Here is an 18,916-nt window from a genome sequence, read left to right on the forward strand (position 1 = left end):
TATCAAAGGGCAACGAGACCAAAAGAGCGATCAATGATGCTCTTGTCGAGGCTGGAGATAAGGCCATGCGAATCACATTTCTGGGTGCGGCGGGCACGGTGACCGGCAGCAAGTATTTGCTGGATCACAGGGACCGGCACGTATTGATCGACTGCGGCCTGTTTCAGGGTTACAAGCAACTGCGTCTGCACAACCGGGATCCTTTTCCGCTGCCTGTGCAGGATCTGGCTGCAATCGTCCTGACCCATGCCCATCTCGATCACAGCGGCTACCTGCCGGTTCTGGTGCGCGACGGTTATCGCGGGCCGATTTATGCGACAGAGGCGACCTGTGAACTGGTGAAGATTCTTTTGCTCGACAGCGGCCGGTTGCAGGAAGAGGAAGCGGCTTTCGCCAACCGGCACGGTTTCTCCAAACATTCGCCGGCATTGCCGCTATACACCGAGCAGGATGCCGAACAGACCTTGAAACTGTTGCACCCGATCGAGTGGCATCAGCGGGTCGAGATCGTCCCTGGCCTGAGCGTCCTGCTACGCGGCGCCGGGCACATTCTGGGGGCCGGCACCGTGGAAGTGCTCGCCGATGGCGTGACGCTGGTGTGTTCCGGCGATCTCGGGCGCCCCGATGACCCGTTGATGTTTGCCCCTGAAACCATCGAGCAGACGGATTATCTGCTGGTGGAATCGACCTACGGCGACCGCAGGCATCCGGACGAGGACCCGCAGCGACAGTTGGCGGATGTGATCAATCGTACGGCGTTGCGTCACGGTATTACCCTGGTGCCTTCATTTGCGGTGGGCCGGGCACAATTGTTGATGTACCACTTGTATCGCCTCAAGCAACAGCATGCGATCCCCGATCTGCCGATCTATCTCAACAGCCCGATGGCGACGGATGTCACGCGCTTGTATCAGCGTTTTTGCAGCGAACACCGGCTGTCACCGGACAATTGCGAAGGGATGTGCCGCGGGACGCATTTTGTGCGTTCGATCGACGAGTCGATCGAACTGGAACGGCTGCGCACACCGGCGGTGATTATCGCTGCCAGCGGAATGGCCACGGGCGGGCGTGTGCTGCACCACCTCAAGTCGCTGGCGCCGAACCCGTTGAACACGCTGCTGATGCCGGGTTTTCAGGCCGGAGGCACCCGTGGCGCGCAGATTGTGGCAGGAGCTCCTTCGGTGCGCATTCATGGTCAGGAAGTACCGATCCGCGCCGACGTGATACCGATGCAGACCTTGTCGGCGCATGCCGATGCCGATGAGATCATGCAATGGCTGCGTGGCTTCAAACGTCCTCCGAAACACACCTTCGTGGTACACGGCGAGCCCAATGCATCGGACGTACTGCGCCGGCGCATCAGTCTGGAACTGGGCTGGCCGGTGTCGGTGCCGGAGTATCGCGACAGTGTCGATCTGGCCGCTGTCGATAAAACGCCAGGCAAGGCCTGACGGGCAGACGCAAACCGTTACGCAAATGACTGCGCAGGGGCAAGCCATGTCGTTCAATGCGCCCGTTTCAGAGATCAACCGGCGGCTTGCACTGGCGCGTGACCGGCATTACAGCCGGTCCGCCCTGTGGCTGACCTGGCTGCTGGGCGCCGCGATGTTTGCAACGGTGGTAGGCGTTGCTCTGCACTTTACCGATGTCGAATCCTTCAGCCGCTTGCTGACGCAGGCGCAGCCACAATGGCTCATCGTGGCCTTCGTTCTGCAGGCCCTGACATACGTTGCCCAAGGCCAAGTGTTTCGCATAGTGCTCAAGGCCGCAGGCCAGGACCTGTCCCTGTGGGTCGCGGCCAGGCTCAGTGTGATGAAGCTGTTTGTCGACCAGGCGCTACCCTCCTCGGGGATCAGCGGAGCGTTAGCAGTCGTTGCCTCGTTCGTTCGTCTGGGTTTCGTCAGGCCTGCGGTGCTGGCGTGTCTGGTACTCGATCTGTCGGGGTATTTTCTGGCCTATGCTTTGTCAGTGGGCCTGGCGTTGCCGGTCATCATTCTTCAGGGGCACGGCACGACGGCCGTTCTGATCATCTGCGTGATCTTCGTCGCATTCAGCTTGCTGCTGGCGGTTGTCACTCCGGGTCTTGCGGGCAATGCACGACTGGCGACGCATGTGCCAGGCCAGCGGCTGGCGATCGTTGCCAGAAGCCTCGCCTTGCTGACCGGTGCGGACCGGAGTCTGGTACGCAGTCGTCTTCTGCTGTCGCGCATAACCTTGCTGGAACTGGCAATCATCGTTCTGGACAGTACGACCCTGTGGTTTCTGTTGCGCTCGCTGGGTGTGTCGGCATCCCCCCTGGGCCTGTTTGCCGGCTTCATGCTGGCCAGCGTCCTGCGCAGTATAGGCATCGTGCCGGGTGGCCTCGGCGCGTTCGAGGCGGCTGCCGTCGTCACGATGCACTGGGTCGGCATCGACTTGGCAGTGGCGCTCTCCGCGACTTTGCTGTTTCGTGGCCTGACGTTCTGGCTTCCGATGCTTCCCGGCCTTTGGTTGGCCCATCGGGAATGGCATTCCACTGCCCACGGGCACGACCCTGCGGCAACCGCGGATTACTGGAGTCCGGCCATCAGTCAATTGTTCAGTACCTTGCACAGTGGGCCAGCGGGATTGAGTCACGCTCAAGCCAGGGCACGACGGCGTCGAGCCCCCACACAAATCAAGGATCGACCCAAAGGACTGGGCAGGCTGGTACTGGAGCAGATGCGCACGCCGCTGGTACTGATTCTGATCGCCGGCGCCGGTATTGCCGTGTGGGTGGGGGACTGGCTGGATGCGGCAATCGTCGGGTGCATAGTGCTGATCAGCGCGGTACTCAGCGCGTGGTACGAGAATCGTGCCAGCCATGCGGTTGAGCAATTGCGCAGCAAGATTGCCTTGCGTGCGACCGTGCGGCGAGAAGGTCACTTGCTGAATGTCGCCGCCAGCGATGTGGTGCCCGGGGACATTCTGGTGCTCAGCGCCGGCAGCCTGATTGCCGCCGACGGCCGTATCCTGCAAGCACTTGATTGTTTCATCGGCGAGGGCTTGCTGACCGGCGAAACCTACCCGGTGGAGAAAGTACCGGGGGATTGCGCCCCGGATGCCACCCTCGTGCAGCGTCACAACTGTGTGTTCATGGGCACTTCGGTGCGCAGCGGTTCGGCCGAAGTCCTGGTGACCCGCTACGGCCAGGATAGTGAAATCAGTCATATCGCCAGCACCCTGGCGTTACGCCCTCCGGAAACGGAGTTTGAGCGAGGCCTGCGACACTTTGGCGGCCTGCTGCTGCGCGTGATGCTGGTGATCACCATCGTGGTGTTCGGCATCAACATCCTGCTGCATCGTCCACCCCTCGACACGTTGATGTTTGCGATTGCCCTGTCCATCGGACTGTCGCCGGAACTGTTGCCGGCGATTCTCAGTATCACCTTGGCCAAAGGTGCGCAGCGCATGGCCGGCAAGGGAGTGATCGTGCGTCACCTCAATGCCATCGAAAATCTCGGGGCCATCGACATTCTGTGCACCGACAAGACCGGAACCCTGACCCGGGGGGTTGTGGTTCTGGACGCAGCGCTGGATGTCGAGGGCATCGCGGCACCGGGCGTTCTGCAACTGGCAACGCTCAACGCGAGCCTGCAGACCGGCATGCGCAATGCCATGGACGATGCCATCACCCTGGCGGGCAAGGTCCTGGCGACGGACGACGGGGTGCAGAAAATCGATGAAATTCCTTATGACTTCGTGCGCAAGCGCTTGAGTGTGGTGGTCAGCCAGAGATCGCCCGCTCCCCGATTGATGATCACCAAAGGGGCGCTGGACAACGTGTTGCAAGTCTGTACGCATGTGCGGCGTGGAGACCGGAGCAAGGCACTGGACACAGCTGAGCGGGCTCTGATCGCTCAGCGCTTTGGCGAGTGGAGCGAGCAGGGCTTCCGCGTCCTGGGAATTGCCACGCGTGAGCTGCCGGAGCAGACGCACTATGGCCGCGAGGATGAGCGAAACATGAGCTTTCGCGGTTTCCTGTTGTTCTTTGATCCGCCGGAGCCGGGCGTCAGGGAAACCATTGCCACCCTCGGCAGGCTCGGCGTACAGGTGAAAATCATCAGCGGCGACAACCACCTGGTGGTGCGGCATGTCGGCAGGGCTGTCGGCCTGCCTGTGGAGCGCATCATCACCGGCGCCGACCTGGTTGCGATGAAGGACGAGGCACTTATGCACCTGGCAGCGCGTACGACCCTGTTCGCCGAAGTCGACCCCAATCAGAAGGAGCGCATCATCCGCGCCCTGCAGAAGACCGGCCATGTGGTCGGTTACATGGGCGACGGAATCAACGATGCCCCGGCGCTGCAAGTGGCAGACATCGGGATATCCGTGGACAACGCTGCCGACGTGGCCAAGCAGGCCGCCGACTTTGTGTTGTTGAAGCACGATCTGGATGTGCTGCGCGAGGGCATCGAAGAGGGGCGGCACACGTTTGCCAACACCTTGAAGTACATTTCCATCGTCTCCAGCGCCAACTTCGGCAACATGATCAGCATGGCCCTCGCGTCGCTGGCGCTGCCCTTTCTGCCGTTGCTCGCCAAGCAGATCCTGCTCAACAACTTCTTGTCGGACATTCCCTCCATGGGCATCGCCAGCGATAACGTTGACCGGGAATGGCAAAGTACTCCGCATCGTTGGGACATCAATCAGATCCGCAATTTCATGGTGGTCTTCGGGCTGGTGAGTTCGTTGTTCGACATCATGACATTCGCTGCGTTGTACCTGCTGTCACAGATGGTGCCCGAGGTGTTTCGAAGCGGCTGGTTCGTGGAGTCGCTGCTGACCCAGTTGCTGACGATTTTCATTGTGCGCACCTATAAACCGTTCTATCGCAGTCGACCGGCGACGCTGCTGATGGTCAGTGCCCTGGCAGTCGGGCTGCTGGCCGTCGGGCTACCGTACAGCCCGATGGCTGCTTCGCTGGGGTTGGCGCCTTTGCAGTTTCCGATCCTGGCGTCGGTGCTGGCGATCAGTCTGCTGTACACGGTGTGCGCCGAAGGCGTGAAGCGCTTGTTCTATCACCGCCAACGATCACTACAGCGCTGCGCGGGGGCGGGCGCGGTCTTCGGTTGACCTCGGCAGATTGACGTCCATGAGCGCCGCCGCGTTTGATATTTATATGTGGCGGAGTTCCGGTTGCGTATGAGGTGGCAATGACCTGGGTGTGCGCCTGGATCCGCCAGCGCTTGACGTCATTGCCGTCAGCGAGCGGTACCGTGGCGCACGACCTCTATGCAAAAGTCCGGCTCGAAGGGCGGCACATTGCATTCGACAATGTCCGAAGCGGCAACTTGCAGGTGTACGCCGACAATGTCGGCCCGGATCGGCTGCTGGCAGATGTGCCGGTCGACCAATACCGCCGTGTAGACCCGACGAGCTCCCAGTTGTGCCAGGTAAGCGCAGGTACGTAGCAGCGAATGGCCTTCGAACAAAACATCATCAACGACCAGCAAGGTTGTATTGGCGAGATCCAGTTTGTTCAGCAGAGGGTTTTCGGTCAATTGTGTGAGGGCATGCAGCACTTGCAGATTGTCGGCATAGCGCTTGACCTCAAGTGGATAAAGAGGAAGTTCCGGTTGGCCGGTCTGGTGTGCAATGTGCTCGCGCAATCGTTGGGCCAGTGGCTCACCCCGGCGCTTGATACCAATCAGGGCGGCATGCGCCGGTGGCAGCAGGCTGGCGGCCTGGCGTGCCATCGTCTGCAGCACGTCATCGAGTTCATTGCGTTCATACAGGCGCAACCGCTGACTTGCCAACAGGATCATCATTGCCTCCTCCTGTCTGCGAACCATGAGGCCCGTGCGTTTTCGGTCAATGTAGTCCGGTTGGCCCTGGCGCGATTGATATTGATCAGTCGCGATCAAATCAAAAGTCGGTCTTTTCAGCCTTCGACTACCCGTCTGGTGACGCGCCTGGGACCAGCGGTTCAGAGGAACTTCCCTGCTGGCGCAGGCACTTGACATAAATCAACGTCAAGGCCGCCTTCACGGAGGATTCTGAAATCCATACAGGTGCCTGGTCACCGGATATCAGGCGGTTCAGGGTGGCGGGCAGCGACAAGCAAGCGAGCTTCGGGGAGTCCGGTCATGAGCCAGTATCAACGGTTATTGCTGATCATCAATCCGGCCCTGCGCCAGTCCAAAGCCATGGATCATGCCGCCGCGCTGGCCGAGGCCAGCGGTGCCAGGCTGCACATCGCCGCCTTGATCCCATCCTGGAAGCTCTTGTCGCTACTCGAAGAAGGCGATCGGGAAAAGGCTCGCGAAGAGTACCTGCAGGATCAGCGCAACTGGCTCACATACCACGCCGATCATCTGCGCAACAGGGGGCTTGAGGTGACCGCCGAGGCGAAATGGGCCGATGACCTGCAGCAAGACGTTCTCGATTATGTCGCGCAAATGCAGCCCGACCTGTTGATCAAGCAGGTACAACGCGAACCGGCGCTCATGCGCGGTTTCTTTACCCCACTGGACTGGCGTCTGCTGCGTCATTGTCCGGTACCGGTGTACCTGCCTGGCGAAGCTGATCATCCTTTGCCGCGCAAGGTAGTGGCAGCGGTCGATGTGGCCAATACCCTGGCACAGGAGAACGAGCTCAATGAGCGGATCATCCAGCAAGCGTCCGGCCTGGCTATCCAGTGTCAGGCCGAGTTGCATCTGGTGTATGCCTGCGACGCATCTGCGCAGTTCCTGGGTGATGTGGGCGGCGGGGGTTTGACCCTCGCGGATCTCTACAGTCAGTTGCGCCGAGGCCATGAAAAATCCTTCCTCGACCTGGCTGCCCGGTATGGCGTGCCGGCTGAACGGCGACATTTCATCGAGGGGCATCCCGTAGCCGTGCTGCATGCGTTCGCCGATGAGCAAGAGATGGACGTGATTGTGATGGGCAGAGTCGAGTCCCATGGCCTGGACAAACTGTTGGGCAGCACCACCGAACATACCCTGTACCAGGTGACGTGCAGCATCCTGGCCGTTTAGTGCGGTCATGAATCGCCATTCTTCAGCTTCCCGGGAGGTTAACGTGATCCACAGTCCCTCATTACAAACCACCTTGCCTGACCGTGCCGAAGCCGGTCGGCGCCTGGTCGACCCCTTGCTCAAATACGCCAACAGGCCTGAGGTGATCATTCTGGCCTTGCCCCGTGGCGGTGTCCCTGTGGCTTACGAAGTTGCCACCGCCCTGCATGTGCGGCTGGACCTGATGCTGGTACGCAAGCTCGGCATCCCTTCGCACCCGGAATACGCCATGGGTGCCATAGCCAGCGGCGGTGTACAAATCCTCAATGATGACGCGCTACGGGCGCACCCGATCGATCGAGCCAGTTTCGAGGCGGTGGTCGCCCGGGAGGCGCAAGAGCTGTCGCGACGTGAAAAAGCGTATCGGGGAACCCGTCCGCCACCGAAAGTAAAGGGGCAGGTGGTCATCCTCATCGACGACGGCCTTGCCACAGGTGCTTCGATGATGGCTGCGATCCAGGCGGTAAAGATGCAGGCGCCGGAGCGCATCATCGTCGCGGTACCGGTTGCTCCTCGGGAAACAGTCGAGGATCTATCGATGCAAGTGGACGAAGTGATCTGTCCGCTCGTTCCTGACTGGATGATGTCGATCGGCTACTGGTATCTGGATTTTTCCCAGACCTCGGACGAAGAAGTCATCGATCTCATGCAGCGAGCCTGGGAGCGAGAACTGTCGAGCGTCTCCTGCACGGAACATCGCGATGCTTGAAGTTGAATTTAGACGCCTGGACCTGCCTGACGTTGAATTGTCCGCCGATTTGCGTCTGCCGGCGAACGCGTGCGCCCTGGTGATCTTCGTACACGGCAGTGGGAGTGGTCGATTGAGCCCGCGCAATCAATATGTGGCCGATGAATTAGCCGTTCGGGGCCTGGCTTCGCTGCTGTTCGACTTGCTGACGGAGCCGGAGCAGCGCCTGGATAATCTTAGCGGGGTCTTGCGCTTCGATATTTCCCTGCTGGCTGGACGGTTGATCGATGTGATCGACTGGGTCGGCCGGGACCGTAAATTGGGTGCTCTGCCCATTGGTCTGTTCGGCGCCAGTACCGGTGCGGCGGCAGCAATGGTGGCTGCCGCCGAGCGAGCGTCGGTGATACGGGCTGTGGTCAGCCGGGGTGGGCGAACTGATCTGGCCGGGCCGGCCCTGACCCGGGTGAAAGCGCCAACCTTGCAGATTGTTGGCGCACAAGATCCTGTGATACTGGGCTTGAGTCGCCAGAGCAAACAATTCCTGCGGTGTGAGCAACGGCTGGAAGTCGTGGAGCGTGCCACGCATCTTTTTGAAGAGCCTGGCACGCTGGAGGAAGTCGCCAGGCTCGCCGGCGACTGGTTTGAACAACATCTGCGGACGACTTAGTGTGGCGCCCTTACTGTAAGAGCAGACTGTCAACGCTCGATTGCTCGCAATGGACGTCAACGATGACACTGGACATCGGCACTCAGGTTCATCGCAAGCATTTTCACACGCCAAACGGATAGGTTTCGTCTTCCGCTTCCAGTCGCTGGTTTTTCGGCATCGGCAGCGCGGTGACCGGTCTGGTTTGCTCGAGCCAGATCATGGCATCGAATTGCTCCGCCAGCATCGACTCGAAATAGTGACTGAAACGTTCGGTTTCGGGACGGTAAATCACCCCGATGGCGCGCCCCAGCAAGACCGCGGACAGAGCGCTGCGAAGCTCCTTTCGTTGCGGATCACGCCAGTCTGTCAAGGATGCTGCAACCCCGGCCGTGAGAAATTGATGTTCCCAGCTGTCTGGTCGGGAAGGGCGGATGTCCTTGATCAACATCTCGCCGTCCCAGTCATCCGCTGCAGCGACTTGACCACGGTCGGTGGCCATACCAATCAGTACCACATCACGTCCAAAGGCATTGCGGCACAGTTGGCCGATATTGAACTGCCCCTTCCAGCCCATTTCCGTGGCGGCTGCATTGCCGATGTGGGAGTTGTGGGCCCAGACCACGGCCTTGGCCTGCGGGCCCCGGTGTTCCAGCACTGCGCGCAAAGTATCGAACATGTGCCGGTCTCGCAGGTTCCAGGAGGCTGTCGAACCTCGATAGATCGCGCGGTAATACTGCTCGGCCGCCATCACTACGCGGGCATTCTGCGTCGCATTGAAGAATGCTTCGTCGTTTTTGATAAGCCCCCTCAGTTGGTCAGCCAGCATGGCATTGAGCTGCTCGATCACCGGTTGTTCACAGGGCATCACGCCGTCACGCTCGACGAAATGACCATACAGAGAAGGATCATCCTGCCATGGAGTCAGACACCCATAGCGTCGACGTGCTTCGTTGGCCAATTGCGGGTCGATCCGATCCAGATAACTCAGTACCTCATGAATGGAGTTGCGCAAGCTGTAGACATCCAGGCCGCGAAACTCGACGCGATGTTCAGGACTCTGTTGATGGTTGAATTGATGTAGCCAGTGAGCGAAGGCCTTTACTTCGCCGTTTCGCCACATCCAGGTGGGGAAACGGCTGAAAATGTGGCGTGTCCACGCGGTGTGCGCCAGACCTCGGACATACTGATCCACGTGGCCGGCGTCTGGCCAGTCGGCTTCCACCGCGACAATATTAAAACCGTGGCGCTCTATCAGTCTTTGGGTGATGACTGCCCGGGTTCGATAGAAATCGGCGGTTCCATGGCTCGCTTCACCGATCATCACCACCCGCGCGTCGGCGTATCGGTCGAACAGGTCCCCAAAAGCGGGGGAATCGAGGTCAGGTAGCGGCTCGGCGTATTGACGCAATACTGGCGGTATGTGCGATGTGTCATGGAAGTGTCGCTGGCCGACTAATTGTTCCAGCAATGTGTGCATATGAGCGTTCATGAATGTCGTCCTCTGAATGGCGGGCAACCGGTGGCGGCAAGGCACTCGGGTCATACCAGAAGTTGATGCGCCCCCCCTTGAAATGTTGCACCGGCTTTACAGGTACAGGCGATGAATGACCTTACGGGGGTCGAAAGGGTCGTCGTGGGCTTCAAACCCCAGAAACCTGGCCAACTCACGCAAGGGCGCGTTGCTGGAAGTGCTGACCGAGTACAAATGGTGGACGCCATTGCTGCGGGCAGCGACGATCAAGTACTCCAGCAATAACCTTCCCAGACCCAGGCGTTTCCAGGCAGAGGAGACGGTCATGGCGCATTCGGACTGGTATTTCCCCATTGCGACATAACGGCTGGCGCCGATTTCGATCAAGCGGCCATTCTCGTGGGCCAGAGCGATGCAGGCTTGGGTCTGGCGGTGTTCGTGCTGGTGCCTGAGTAAAAGCGTATGCCGGGACTGAGGCGCCGAATGCCGGACCAGGGCGCATTCACGAACTTGATCTGCTTGCGTTACATACCTGATCAACACCGGGCGACCGTTGCTGAGAACCTCAATCCAGGATTTTTCAGAGCCGTTCATCGTTCAGCCCTCCATCCGGCGGTCACTCGACGCGAAGAAATTCCAAGCGCTCAAGTCCTTACACTGTTGGCCGTCACCGGATTTGATCTGCATATGGGATTCAAAACGCAGGCCCACGCAGGTGCCAATTTTTCATTCATGTTGCCCAGCTTCATCAACATTTCGTGATCGCGCACGATTACCCGACTGAGGCGGAGTGTCCGGGGCTATGATTCAGGCGATCAGTAGTTGGTCTTCCACTTTGCTGACGCCCGGCACCGACCACGCTGCTCGTTCGGCGATTTCACGCTCACGCCAGAAGTGCACCCTGCCTTCGAGTTTTACAACACTGCCATCGACCTTGATCCGTATGCTCCTGGCATCCACTTCGGCATTGCGTTTGAGTGCTTCTTCGATGCTCTGTTGGATATCGACGGCATTCACTCTCGGGCGCAGGGTGATCCGGTTATCCACGCCCACAACGCCTGACAATTTGCGCACCGCACTTTCAGCGACTTCTTTCTGATATTGCCAGTCCACCTGGCCGTCCAGGGTTACCCAGCCTTTTTGCACGACGACCTTGATGTCGCCGGCGGGTGTGTCGGAGCGCCAGGAGATGATATTGACGGCACGGTTTGCGATGGTGTCATCGTCCGTACCTGCGCCCTTATCCAGCCGAACCTTGATTTCTTCAGCCACGGCACGTACTCCTTTGATTGCTTTGACCGCGCGCTCGGCGCTGACTTTTTGAGCGTAGCTTTTCACGTGGCCGGACAGTGTGACGATGCCATTGTCCACGCTGACGCCAATGTGGGCGGCGTCGATATTGGGTTGAAAGTCAAGCTCATCCAAAATGGTATTGCGCAAGATGATGTCGTTCATGATCTTGTCCTCTTCCAGATGACTGAAGTGCATGGGCCGGCAAAGCCCATGTCTTTTTTTTACGCTGGAGCGATAGAAAGACATTGAGCTAAATCAAAAAGGCCACAATTGCCTGATGCGGTACTCCGGCAGAGGGCGGGGTCTGCACGGATTTACCTGCCTTGGTTTGTCTGGGCAAAACCATGCGCTGTGGCGTGCCCAAGCCGCACCACTCATGTGGCGCGCATGAGTGGTGATTTCAATGCCGAGCCGGCCTGATGATTCATAGGTGATAGCGTGACTGGACGATGCGCCTGATCTGTTCCATTGCCTTTTTGAGGACGATGCTTTTGTCCATTTCGATAAGACGGGTCTTATTGGCAAGTACATCGTCCCGGATCACTTTGCGAAACCAATTGGAGAAATCCCCGGCATCGAGATGCTCGCGAAGGGCGGGCTCTTCAATTTGCGTTAAACAGGATAAAAACTCAGTCAGGTTGGCGGCACTCCGGCCAAGAGCAGGAAAGTGGAATGATCGCCATGCACCTACATTTCCCGCAACATACTTGCCGCTGTGGCGATGGTGCTTTTGATGTGGCTGCATCTGGTCGATCAGGTATACCTCGTCGTCGTCGTGCAAGCTCCAAAGACAGGCATGCTCTAGGCCTGGCGTTCGCTCCGGAAACCGAGGGAAAGGTCGCTGCATGCGCTCGGCGAATTGCTCGACCAGTTCCCGAGCGGTACTGCCAAGCGTCACCAGCACGTCGACCCCCTCAAGTAGCGCCGGGCAGACCTGGTCGAAGTCGAGGGCAACGATGATTGCACCGATGTCCTTGAGAAAGCCGGGCGGCCAACTTGAACAGTGGGGAAGCATGTAATGCGCTTCGTCGACGATCAACCAGTAGGGGCGACCTGAAGTGCTGCGCAAATGCTGGAGGAAAGGCAGCAGCTCGCCAAACAACTGCACCCGTGCCGAGAGATCCAGGGCAAGGGCATTGACCACCACATTGAGCTGCGCCTGCAAAAGATAGTGCACAGCATCTTCTGTCGTCGGGGGCGCAGTGAGGCCGCCGATGGTCACCGCGTCTTCCAGTGTGAGGTAGTCGCCCTCTGGATCGATGATGCAGAACCCCTGATGAACCTGGACCATTCTTTCTGTCAGCCAGGTAACGTAACTGGATTTTCCGGCCCCGGAATTGCCGACTACCAACATCACCGATTCTGGAGGCAGCCATAACGGGTGCCCATCGGTAGACGGCCCCAACTGAACCCCGATGCGTTCGACGCCAACCAGTGCGGCATCTTTTTCCAGCAGCATCTCGACCAGCTCGCACACACCTTGACCATGGTCAAGCGTCAGGCGCAGGTCAGCGCTGGATTTTATGGAGGCTATGGCATTGCTGACCGCTGCGGCACAGCCGCAGATCGATAGAAAGGAGTGGTCGTTTTCCGCATCGCCCACTCCGACCACGTTCAGTTCGCATATGCCTAAATCTCGCAACGCTGCGACAAGACCGGACGCTTTGTTCACGCCCGGCGGCAAGATCATGATCGCGTCCTTGTTGAAGGTTATCTGCAGTTCAAGACCCAACTCGCGAATGCTACTGATCACCTCATTTTCGAACGGCTGCCAAGTAGCGATGACCGACTGCCCGATCGATAACGGTGACACCCCTTTGGCGCGCAGGTGGCCGACCAGCTCGGTTGAAGCGGGATCAGCAATAAGCTCTTCGGTATCAGTACTCGGGTCGTACAAGAGCGCGCCATTTTCCGCAACCACCCTGTCGAAAAGATCCAGATGCGGAAAATGATGCTTGAGCGCTTGCAATTCCCGGCCTGAAATCAGCAATAACTTGCGACCGCTTTTTTTCACCTGGCTGAGCGATGCGCAGACTTGGGGAGGAACGCTTCCGTTTTCGGCAATGGTCCCGTCGTAGTCTACTGCCAAGGCAAGGAAGTGCATGCTCGATCCCTATCAGACTCAATTGAGGGCAGAGGAAGACAAATGGAACTGACTATCGACCGATTCCACGACTGTATTGAGATGCAGCTTATTGGCGCCGACATTGATTTTTATCAAGGGTCAGTCGAGCGTTGACAGCCGGTTTTTCCAGGCACTGGCGCATTTGATCTATATCAAGGAACTGACATCGGGATCGGCAAAGCTGTCGACATCGATAGCCACAGCAGCGGGATTTTCCATGCCTCGGCCGGACAAAGCCTCACACGCACCATTGGCAACCCTGCCGCCTTCATCGCTCGGTCAGGGCACAGTGAATGAACAGATTGCCAGGATTTTCGATGATATTGCCGATTTGCTGGAGCTGGACGATGCCAACCCTTTCCGGATCAGGGCTTATCGTAATGCTTCGCGAACGCTGAGGGCGTTGACAATCGATCTGGCGAAGATCATCGCGCGTGGCGAGCCGTTGCCAAAACTGGCCGGGATCGGTGTCGACCTGGCGGGCAAGATCAACGAAATCGTTACCACCGGCGATTGTGCTTTGCTTTCACGGTTGCGGAGCACTTCGCCAAAAGGACTGGCCCAGTTGCTGACTATTGCCGGTTTGGGACCAAAGCGGGTCAGGCACCTCTATCACGATCTTGGTATCGAAACCGTACAACAGTTATGCCTGGCTGCTGAAAAGGGGCGCATTCGCCATCTTCCAGGCTTCGGTGAAAAGTTGGAGGCCCGGTTATTGAGTGCAGCGCAGAGAAGCGTCGGCAAAGATCGCCGTTTCCCGCTCGCACATGTCGCGCCATTGGCAGAACGGTTGGCGCGCTATTTGGAGCAGATCCCGGGTGTCGAACAAACGACTGTGGCCGGAAGCCTGCGACGCATGAGAGACACCGTCGGCGATATAGATATCCTTGTTGCTGCTGGCGTTGATGTCTGCCAGCAATTCATCAAGCACCCGGATGTTGCCACTGTGCTGGTTCAAGGACCGACACGTACCAGCGTTCTTCTGAGTTCAGGCATGCAAGTCGATTTACGGGTCGTTGACCCGGCTGTGTACGGGGCTGCCCTGGTGTACTTCACTGGCAGCAAGGCGCATAACATCGCTATTCGCCAAAGAGCACAGAGCAAGGGGCTCAAACTCAGTGAATATGGAGTATTCAAAGGTGGTCAGCGGTTGGCCAGTAGCACCGAAATCGATGTTTATCGGGCGCTGGATCTGCCCTGGATAGTGCCTGAGCTTCGCGAAAATCGCGGTGAAATCGAAGCGGCGCTAGCCAATCGCTTGCCCAGACTGATCGAGTCATGCGATCTGAAAGGTGACTTGCATGCCCATACCCGTGAATCTGATGGCGTCAACAGCCTGGAAGATATGGCGCTCGCCGCGCAGGCAGCGGGGTTGCAATATCTGGCAATCACCGATCATTCCCAGTCCCTCAGGGTAGCCCATGGTCTGGACGGCGACCGTTTGCTGCAGCAGATGGACCAGATCGATGCGCTCAATGATCGATTGCAGGGTATAACCTTGCTCAAGGGCGTCGAGGTCGACATCCTCGAAGACGGTAGCCTGGATTTGTCGGACGATATTCTGGGGCGCCTTGATCTGGTTGTGGGCGCTGTCCACAGCCATTTCAATCTGACTCGGCGCCAACAGACCCGCCGCGTGCTCAGGGCCATGAACCATCGTCATTTCACGATTCTGGCGCATCCGCTCTGTCGGTTGATCAATGAGCGCGACCCCATAGATCTGGATCTCTTTGCCATCATCAAGGCCGCCGCTGAACGAGGTTGCTGTCTGGAACTCAATTCGCAACCGCAACGCATGGACCTGTCCGATCTGCAATGCCAATACGCCAAGGATCAGGGGGTACTGGTCAGCATCAATTCGGATGCGCATCAAGCAGCTGATTTCTCTCACTTGCGTTTCGGGGTCGCACAGGCACGTCGAGCCTGGCTGGAATCCCATAACGTTTTAAACACAAGGTCACTACCAGCGTTAAAGTCGTTTTTGCGCGGGGGCGGGGGCTGGCAAACAGAAAGGGATCAAAGATTATGTCAGCCGTAGACGCTATCGTCGCGCAGGTACTGACCTTGCAAGCAAGGCTCTAGCAGGCCATGGCACGACTGGAGGCGCAAACCGATCATGAGGCCTTTCCACGGTTATCTCCTTTGTCCTGCGAAGCCGCCGGAGCGCTCAAGTCATTACAGTTCGCTTTGGGCGAGTGGCGCGATCAATTCCAGTGGTGCCAAAAAGCGCTCGTAGAGTCTGATTTGCACCCCTTGCACAGAACCTGGCTCGAAGGCTCATCACGCGCGCTTGAAGCCGCTGAGGCTCAACTAGCGGCATTCGCCGATTTGTTTCGAGATGGATCGCAACGTGTGACTGAATGAGTGGCAGACCATCTCTCTAATGAGCGCGTTCTCTTGCAAGCAGCCATGCTTGCCAAGCCTGCCGGTATTTCTCATCCGCACATTTTTTTGCGATCGAGAACTTGAGCATGGTCTGGGCGCAAAAGGGTTCATCCAGTATGGAGTAGGCTTGATCGGTGAGGCGATCAGCTTCAAGAAACAGTGCCTTGCAATGATTGATGGCGTCGCTTTCGGCCACACAGGGCGTCGTTGATTCATTGATGGGCATGGTCGTCGACCTTCAGCAGGCAGGTAGTCGGGTCGGGGGATACAACAACATCGCTGTCCGGGTTATTCCTCACGGGACCAGCGCACGCTCATGCCATATTCGCTATCGCTGTAGCGATATTCAGAGTTGCCTTTGAAAGCGCCTTTCAGGGCGTGCCCCAGACGATTGGCAAGATGAATGCCGGTAGTGGTCACGACCAGATCATCGGCCGCGTCATCAAGCTTGATGATGCGCTCAAGCGGATGCTCGGCTTTTTCCTTTTCCTCAGTGTGTTTAATCAGCTGGACGATTTCTCCACGGTGTAGGTGCAAGTAGCCGCCGGAGAGCGTCAGGATACCCGCAGGCCTGTTGTCTTCGATGCGCCGACAGGCTGGACAGATCAGTGTTTGCGCACCGTGAACCACGGTGTTTTCCTGGCGTTTCCAGCTCCAGGTTCCTGCGGTATACACGGCTTCGCATTTCGGGCAAACGGCAGGGCCCTCCGTGTGTGGGGCGCTATAGGGGTCATGCGAGGCGTTCTTGAACAGTTTGTTTTTTTGGCTTTGCTGAAACTTGTCCATGATGTTCCTCCAGAGATGATCAGAACAGCCGACGCTTGGTAAAGCGCACCCGCTCATTTCGACGCGATCCGGGTTCGAGCAGGTTGATTTTTATCAACTGCGATGCAAGCGCTTAAGGCGGCTCGAGCCAAGGGTCCGCGTTTATGCATGAATCGACAGGAGCGCCTGGCTGCGCAGGGCTTTGTTGATAAAAGTCAACGTCGCCGGGAGTGGTTAATAGACTCTGCATGAACGTGGAACTTGCAGCAGAGCGTTCCGATGGCTCACCGCAAACCGGTATTTCGCGGCGCCGCCCGCGGGAGAATTCTCAGCGGTGCCACTCAGTTGGCGGATGCCGTGCGCTTGACGCTGGGCCCCAAGTCCAAGTCGGTGTTGATTCAGAGTAAATGGGGCAATCCAACGGTCTGCAATGATGGTGTAACGATCGCCAAGCGCATCGACCTGCCGGATCCGGAAGGAAATATCGGTACGCAGAGGCAGGTCTCGCGACCTGCCTGACGGGAGATAGATCATGAGCCAGTATCAACGCCTGTTGTTGGTCATCAACCCGGTGCTGCGCGGTTCCCCGGCGATCACCCATGCCGGCGCGCTAGCCAGGGCCAGCGGAGCAACGTTGCACATTGTCGCCCTCGTCAAGTCGCTGGATATTCTGTGGCTGCTTGAAGAGGGCAATCGGGAACAGGCCCGGGAAAACTATCTGCAGGAACATCGCGACTGGTTGACGTACCAGGCGGAGAAACTGTCCGGCCGAGGCGTAACGGTAACCTGCGAAGTCGCCTGGGCGGACGACATGAAACAGGGGATCCTCGATCACGTCACGGAGCTCGATCCCGATTTGCTGATCAAGGAAGTGCAGCACGAATCCTTGCTCAGACGTGCGTTCTTCACCCCGCTGGACTGGTATCTGTTACGCCACTGCCCGGTGCCGGTGTACCTGTTGGGTGGCGCGGCCCATGCCTTGCCGCGCAAGGTCGTGGCCGCGGTCGATGCCTCGGCGAGCGGTCCGCAGAACGACCGGTTGAACGAGCGCATCATCCAGCAGGCCACCGCTCTGGCCATCCAGTGCGATGCCGAATTGCACCTGTTGTATGCCTATGACGTTTCGCAGGAATACCTGGCAGAGCTGGGCGACGGCCTCAAGGTCGCCGAGCTGACCAAAGGCCTGCGCCGGGAGTTTGAAAAGACCTGGCTGGAATGGGCCAACCGGCATGGCGTGCCGGCTGATCGCCGGCATTTTGTGGTGGGACATCCTGTTGCGGCGCTCAGCGAGTTCGCAGACGAGCATCAGGTGGATGTAATCGTCATGGGCCGTGTGCAGTTTCACGGTCTGGACAAGCTGCTGGGCAGCACCACCGAACACATTCTGTATCAGGTCCCCTGCAATGTACTGGCGGTGTAGTACGACCGTCTCCGGCCCTTGAAGGAGGAACACTTCATGAATATCGACCAGGCTATCTCTGGCCGGCACTCGACACGGGAATACACGACACAGGCTGTCGACGACGAGGTCATCGTGCGCCTGATCCATGCCGCCTCCCTGGCACCGAGTGCAATGAACCAACAACCCTGGCGATTCACTGTGGTTCGCGACCAGGCATTGCTGGATAGGGTTTCACGCGAGGCGAAAGCCTGCATGCTCGAGACACTGGCACCGGGATCACAATCAGAGCGCTTTCACGCGTTGCTTGACGATGAGCACTTCCAGATTTTCTATCACGCGCCGGTGCTGATCCTGATCTCGGCTGACGCGCCTGGGCAATGGGTGGTCGAAGACTGTGCACTGGCGGCCGAGAACCTGATGCTCAGTGCCTGTGCAGAAGGGCTCGGCACTTGCTGGATCGGTTTTGCCCAGCGGTATCTCAATACCCCGCAGGGCAAGCAGGCGCTGAAGCTGGCACAGGCGTGGGTTGCGGTGGCACCGATCATCGTTGGCCATCCGAAACACGCGCCGGCGCCGGTTGCCCATCAGGCACCGGACATTCGCTGGGTCGGTTGATGTACCACTGAGCATTCATCCGGGCGAGCGGGTTCGCGAACATTGTTGCAACGAGTGATTGCCCTGCACGCCGGGTTGGCCATTCATTGACAAAAATCACAGCACTGGAGCAGGGACGCCGGATATTTTCAGGGGGCCGGCGTGTTCCCGGCCCACTCAACCGAGGAGAACCACCATGAACAAGCGTTTATCTGTTGTTGTGCTGAGTGTCCTTCTGGCGATGACGGCGGGGTGCAGTCACAAGCATGTGCAGGAAATGAATGCTCGTATCGATTCGGCGCAAAGCGCTGCCGCGGCTGCGCAATCCAGAGCCGATGCCGCGTATTCGAAAGCGGAACAGGCGCAGGCCGCGGCCAGTCAGGCGCAACGCACAGCCGATGAGGCCAACGAGCGTGCCAGCCGGATGCTTGAAAAGGCGAGCCGCAAATAATGGATCCCCACCCGGCCATCGTTGCGAGCGGGTTGTGCAAGTGGTTTGGCGAAGGG

Annotated in this window: 17 protein-coding genes and 1 pseudogene; 11 read left to right on the plus strand and 7 right to left on the minus strand. The window is 58.5% G+C overall.

Translation table 11 applies throughout. The features are described 5' to 3' along the window. Window positions 1–65: 65 nt before the first annotated feature. Both ACK6BI_RS19015 and mgtA read left to right on the plus strand, forming a co-directional pair. Window positions 66–1,451 carry an MBL fold metallo-hydrolase RNA specificity domain-containing protein gene (locus tag ACK6BI_RS19015; protein ID WP_409318267.1) on the plus strand — a complete coding sequence of 462 codons (1,386 nt, stop codon included), beginning with the start codon at window positions 66–68 and terminating at the stop codon, window positions 1,449–1,451. Window positions 1,452–1,497: 46 nt separating this feature from the next. Continuing rightward, window positions 1,498–5,094 (plus strand): magnesium-translocating P-type ATPase, encoded by a 3,597-nt coding sequence (gene mgtA, locus ACK6BI_RS19020; RefSeq protein WP_409318268.1) that lies wholly within the window; start codon window positions 1,498–1,500, stop codon window positions 5,092–5,094. 128 nt (window positions 5,095–5,222) lie between these two features. On the opposite strand, the gene ACK6BI_RS19025 is transcribed toward mgtA, so the two are convergent. Further along, window positions 5,223–5,789: a phosphoribosyltransferase family protein gene (locus ACK6BI_RS19025; protein WP_409318269.1), complete on the minus strand. Its 567-nt coding sequence runs from the start codon at window positions 5,787–5,789 to the stop codon at window positions 5,223–5,225. 318 nt (window positions 5,790–6,107) lie between these two features. On the opposite strand from ACK6BI_RS19025, the gene ACK6BI_RS19030 reads away from it, so the two are divergent. The 3 genes from ACK6BI_RS19030 to ACK6BI_RS19040 are packed head-to-tail and all read left to right on the plus strand — an operon-like array spanning window position 6,108 to window position 8,392. Next, complete coding sequence (locus ACK6BI_RS19030) at window positions 6,108–6,998, plus strand: universal stress protein (RefSeq protein WP_409318270.1); 891 nt, start codon at window positions 6,108–6,110, stop codon at window positions 6,996–6,998. A gap of 43 nt (window positions 6,999–7,041) precedes the next feature. Continuing rightward, window positions 7,042–7,746 (plus strand): phosphoribosyltransferase, encoded by a 705-nt coding sequence (locus ACK6BI_RS19035; RefSeq protein WP_409318271.1) that lies wholly within the window; start codon window positions 7,042–7,044, stop codon window positions 7,744–7,746. Then, the gene (locus tag ACK6BI_RS19040) at window positions 7,739–8,392 is read left to right on the plus strand and encodes a dienelactone hydrolase family protein (RefSeq protein ID WP_409318272.1); all 654 of its coding nucleotides are present in this window, start codon (window positions 7,739–7,741) and stop codon (window positions 8,390–8,392) included. The genes ACK6BI_RS19035 and ACK6BI_RS19040 overlap by 8 nt, the downstream gene beginning before the upstream one ends. A 103-nt stretch (window positions 8,393–8,495) precedes the next feature. Here the strand turns inward: ACK6BI_RS19040 and ACK6BI_RS19045 are convergent, their stop codons facing one another. Then, window positions 8,496–9,851, minus strand: a complete 1,356-nt coding sequence (locus tag ACK6BI_RS19045; RefSeq protein WP_409318273.1) for an erythromycin esterase family protein — start codon at window positions 9,849–9,851, stop codon at window positions 8,496–8,498. Window positions 9,852–9,959: 108 nt separating this feature from the next. Beyond that, window positions 9,960–10,439 (minus strand): GNAT family N-acetyltransferase, encoded by a 480-nt coding sequence (locus ACK6BI_RS19050; protein ID WP_409318274.1) that lies wholly within the window; start codon window positions 10,437–10,439, stop codon window positions 9,960–9,962. Between ACK6BI_RS19050 and ACK6BI_RS19055 the strand changes: the two genes are divergently transcribed. Beyond that, window positions 10,329–10,607 carry a hypothetical protein gene (locus ACK6BI_RS19055; RefSeq protein ID WP_409318340.1) on the plus strand — a complete coding sequence of 93 codons (279 nt, stop codon included), beginning with the start codon at window positions 10,329–10,331 and terminating at the stop codon, window positions 10,605–10,607. The two genes, ACK6BI_RS19050 and ACK6BI_RS19055, sit on opposite strands and share 111 nt — an antisense overlap. 45 nt (window positions 10,608–10,652) lie before the next feature. Here the strand turns inward: ACK6BI_RS19055 and ACK6BI_RS19060 are convergent, their stop codons facing one another. Together ACK6BI_RS19060 and ACK6BI_RS19065 are read right to left on the minus strand one after the other, a co-directional pair. After that, window positions 10,653–11,300 (minus strand): BON domain-containing protein, encoded by a 648-nt coding sequence (locus ACK6BI_RS19060; protein ID WP_409318275.1) that lies wholly within the window; start codon window positions 11,298–11,300, stop codon window positions 10,653–10,655. 262 nt (window positions 11,301–11,562) lie between these two features. Next, window positions 11,563–13,242 carry an HAD-IIB family hydrolase gene (locus ACK6BI_RS19065; protein WP_409318276.1) on the minus strand — a complete coding sequence of 560 codons (1,680 nt, stop codon included), beginning with the start codon at window positions 13,240–13,242 and terminating at the stop codon, window positions 11,563–11,565. Window positions 13,243–13,345: 103 nt separating this feature from the next. Between ACK6BI_RS19065 and polX the strand changes: the two genes are divergently transcribed. After that, complete coding sequence (polX, locus tag ACK6BI_RS19070; protein ID WP_409318277.1) at window positions 13,346–15,301, plus strand: DNA polymerase/3'-5' exonuclease PolX; 1,956 nt, start codon at window positions 13,346–13,348, stop codon at window positions 15,299–15,301. 342 nt (window positions 15,302–15,643) lie between these two features. On the opposite strand, the gene ACK6BI_RS19075 is transcribed toward polX, so the two are convergent. Further along, window positions 15,644–15,874: a hypothetical protein gene (locus tag ACK6BI_RS19075; RefSeq protein ID WP_409318278.1), complete on the minus strand. Its 231-nt coding sequence runs from the start codon at window positions 15,872–15,874 to the stop codon at window positions 15,644–15,646. Between the two features lie 62 nt (window positions 15,875–15,936). Continuing rightward, a complete protein-coding gene (locus ACK6BI_RS19080; protein WP_409318279.1) occupies window positions 15,937–16,434 on the minus strand; it encodes a BCAM0308 family protein in 498 nt (165 codons plus the stop codon). 258 nt (window positions 16,435–16,692) lie between these two features. Between ACK6BI_RS19080 and ACK6BI_RS19085 the strand changes: the two are divergent. The 4 genes and pseudogenes from ACK6BI_RS19085 to ACK6BI_RS19100 form a co-directional block, all read left to right on the plus strand. Next, window positions 16,693–16,908, plus strand: a pseudogene (locus tag ACK6BI_RS19085) (TCP-1/cpn60 chaperonin family protein); the annotation flags it as partial. A gap of 37 nt (window positions 16,909–16,945) precedes the next feature. Further along, window positions 16,946–17,833, plus strand: a complete 888-nt coding sequence (locus ACK6BI_RS19090) for a universal stress protein (RefSeq protein WP_409318280.1) — start codon at window positions 16,946–16,948, stop codon at window positions 17,831–17,833. A gap of 36 nt (window positions 17,834–17,869) precedes the next feature. Further along, window positions 17,870–18,430 (plus strand): nitroreductase family protein, encoded by a 561-nt coding sequence (locus tag ACK6BI_RS19095; protein ID WP_409318281.1) that lies wholly within the window; start codon window positions 17,870–17,872, stop codon window positions 18,428–18,430. 175 nt (window positions 18,431–18,605) lie between these two features. Further along, window positions 18,606–18,860, plus strand: coding sequence for an Lpp/OprI family alanine-zipper lipoprotein (locus ACK6BI_RS19100; RefSeq protein ID WP_085702072.1), 255 nt, complete (start codon window positions 18,606–18,608; stop codon window positions 18,858–18,860). The last annotated feature ends 56 nt before the right edge of the window (window positions 18,861–18,916 follow it).

The organism is Pseudomonas sp. KCJK9016 (assembly GCF_046231795.1).
Lineage (GTDB): Bacteria > Pseudomonadota > Gammaproteobacteria > Pseudomonadales > Pseudomonadaceae > Aquipseudomonas > Aquipseudomonas bananamidigenes.

Coding starts and splice junctions, on each gene's coding strand:
- ACK6BI_RS19015 (WP_409318267.1), top strand. CDS start 66: ATGCGAATCACATTTCTGGGTGCGGCGGGCACGGTGACCGGCAGCAAG.
- mgtA (WP_409318268.1), top strand. CDS start 1,498: ATGTCGTTCAATGCGCCCGTTTCAGAGATCAACCGGCGGCTTGCACTG.
- ACK6BI_RS19025 (WP_409318269.1), bottom strand. CDS start 5,789: ATGATGATCCTGTTGGCAAGTCAGCGGTTGCGCCTGTATGAACGCAAT.
- ACK6BI_RS19030 (WP_409318270.1), top strand. CDS start 6,108: ATGAGCCAGTATCAACGGTTATTGCTGATCATCAATCCGGCCCTGCGC.
- ACK6BI_RS19040 (WP_409318272.1), top strand. CDS start 7,739: ATGCTTGAAGTTGAATTTAGACGCCTGGACCTGCCTGACGTTGAATTG.
- ACK6BI_RS19045 (WP_409318273.1), bottom strand. CDS start 9,851: ATGCACACATTGCTGGAACAATTAGTCGGCCAGCGACACTTCCATGAC.
- ACK6BI_RS19055 (WP_409318340.1), top strand. CDS start 10,329: ATGCCGGACCAGGGCGCATTCACGAACTTGATCTGCTTGCGTTACATA.
- ACK6BI_RS19050 (WP_409318274.1), bottom strand. CDS start 10,439: ATGAACGGCTCTGAAAAATCCTGGATTGAGGTTCTCAGCAACGGTCGC.
- ACK6BI_RS19060 (WP_409318275.1), bottom strand. CDS start 11,300: ATGAACGACATCATCTTGCGCAATACCATTTTGGATGAGCTTGACTTT.
- ACK6BI_RS19065 (WP_409318276.1), bottom strand. CDS start 13,242: ATGCACTTCCTTGCCTTGGCAGTAGACTACGACGGGACCATTGCCGAA.
- ACK6BI_RS19075 (WP_409318278.1), bottom strand. CDS start 15,874: ATGCCCATCAATGAATCAACGACGCCCTGTGTGGCCGAAAGCGACGCC.
- ACK6BI_RS19080 (WP_409318279.1), bottom strand. CDS start 16,434: ATGGACAAGTTTCAGCAAAGCCAAAAAAACAAACTGTTCAAGAACGCC.
- ACK6BI_RS19090 (WP_409318280.1), top strand. CDS start 16,946: ATGAGCCAGTATCAACGCCTGTTGTTGGTCATCAACCCGGTGCTGCGC.
- ACK6BI_RS19095 (WP_409318281.1), top strand. CDS start 17,870: ATGAATATCGACCAGGCTATCTCTGGCCGGCACTCGACACGGGAATAC.
- ACK6BI_RS19100 (WP_085702072.1), top strand. CDS start 18,606: ATGAACAAGCGTTTATCTGTTGTTGTGCTGAGTGTCCTTCTGGCGATG.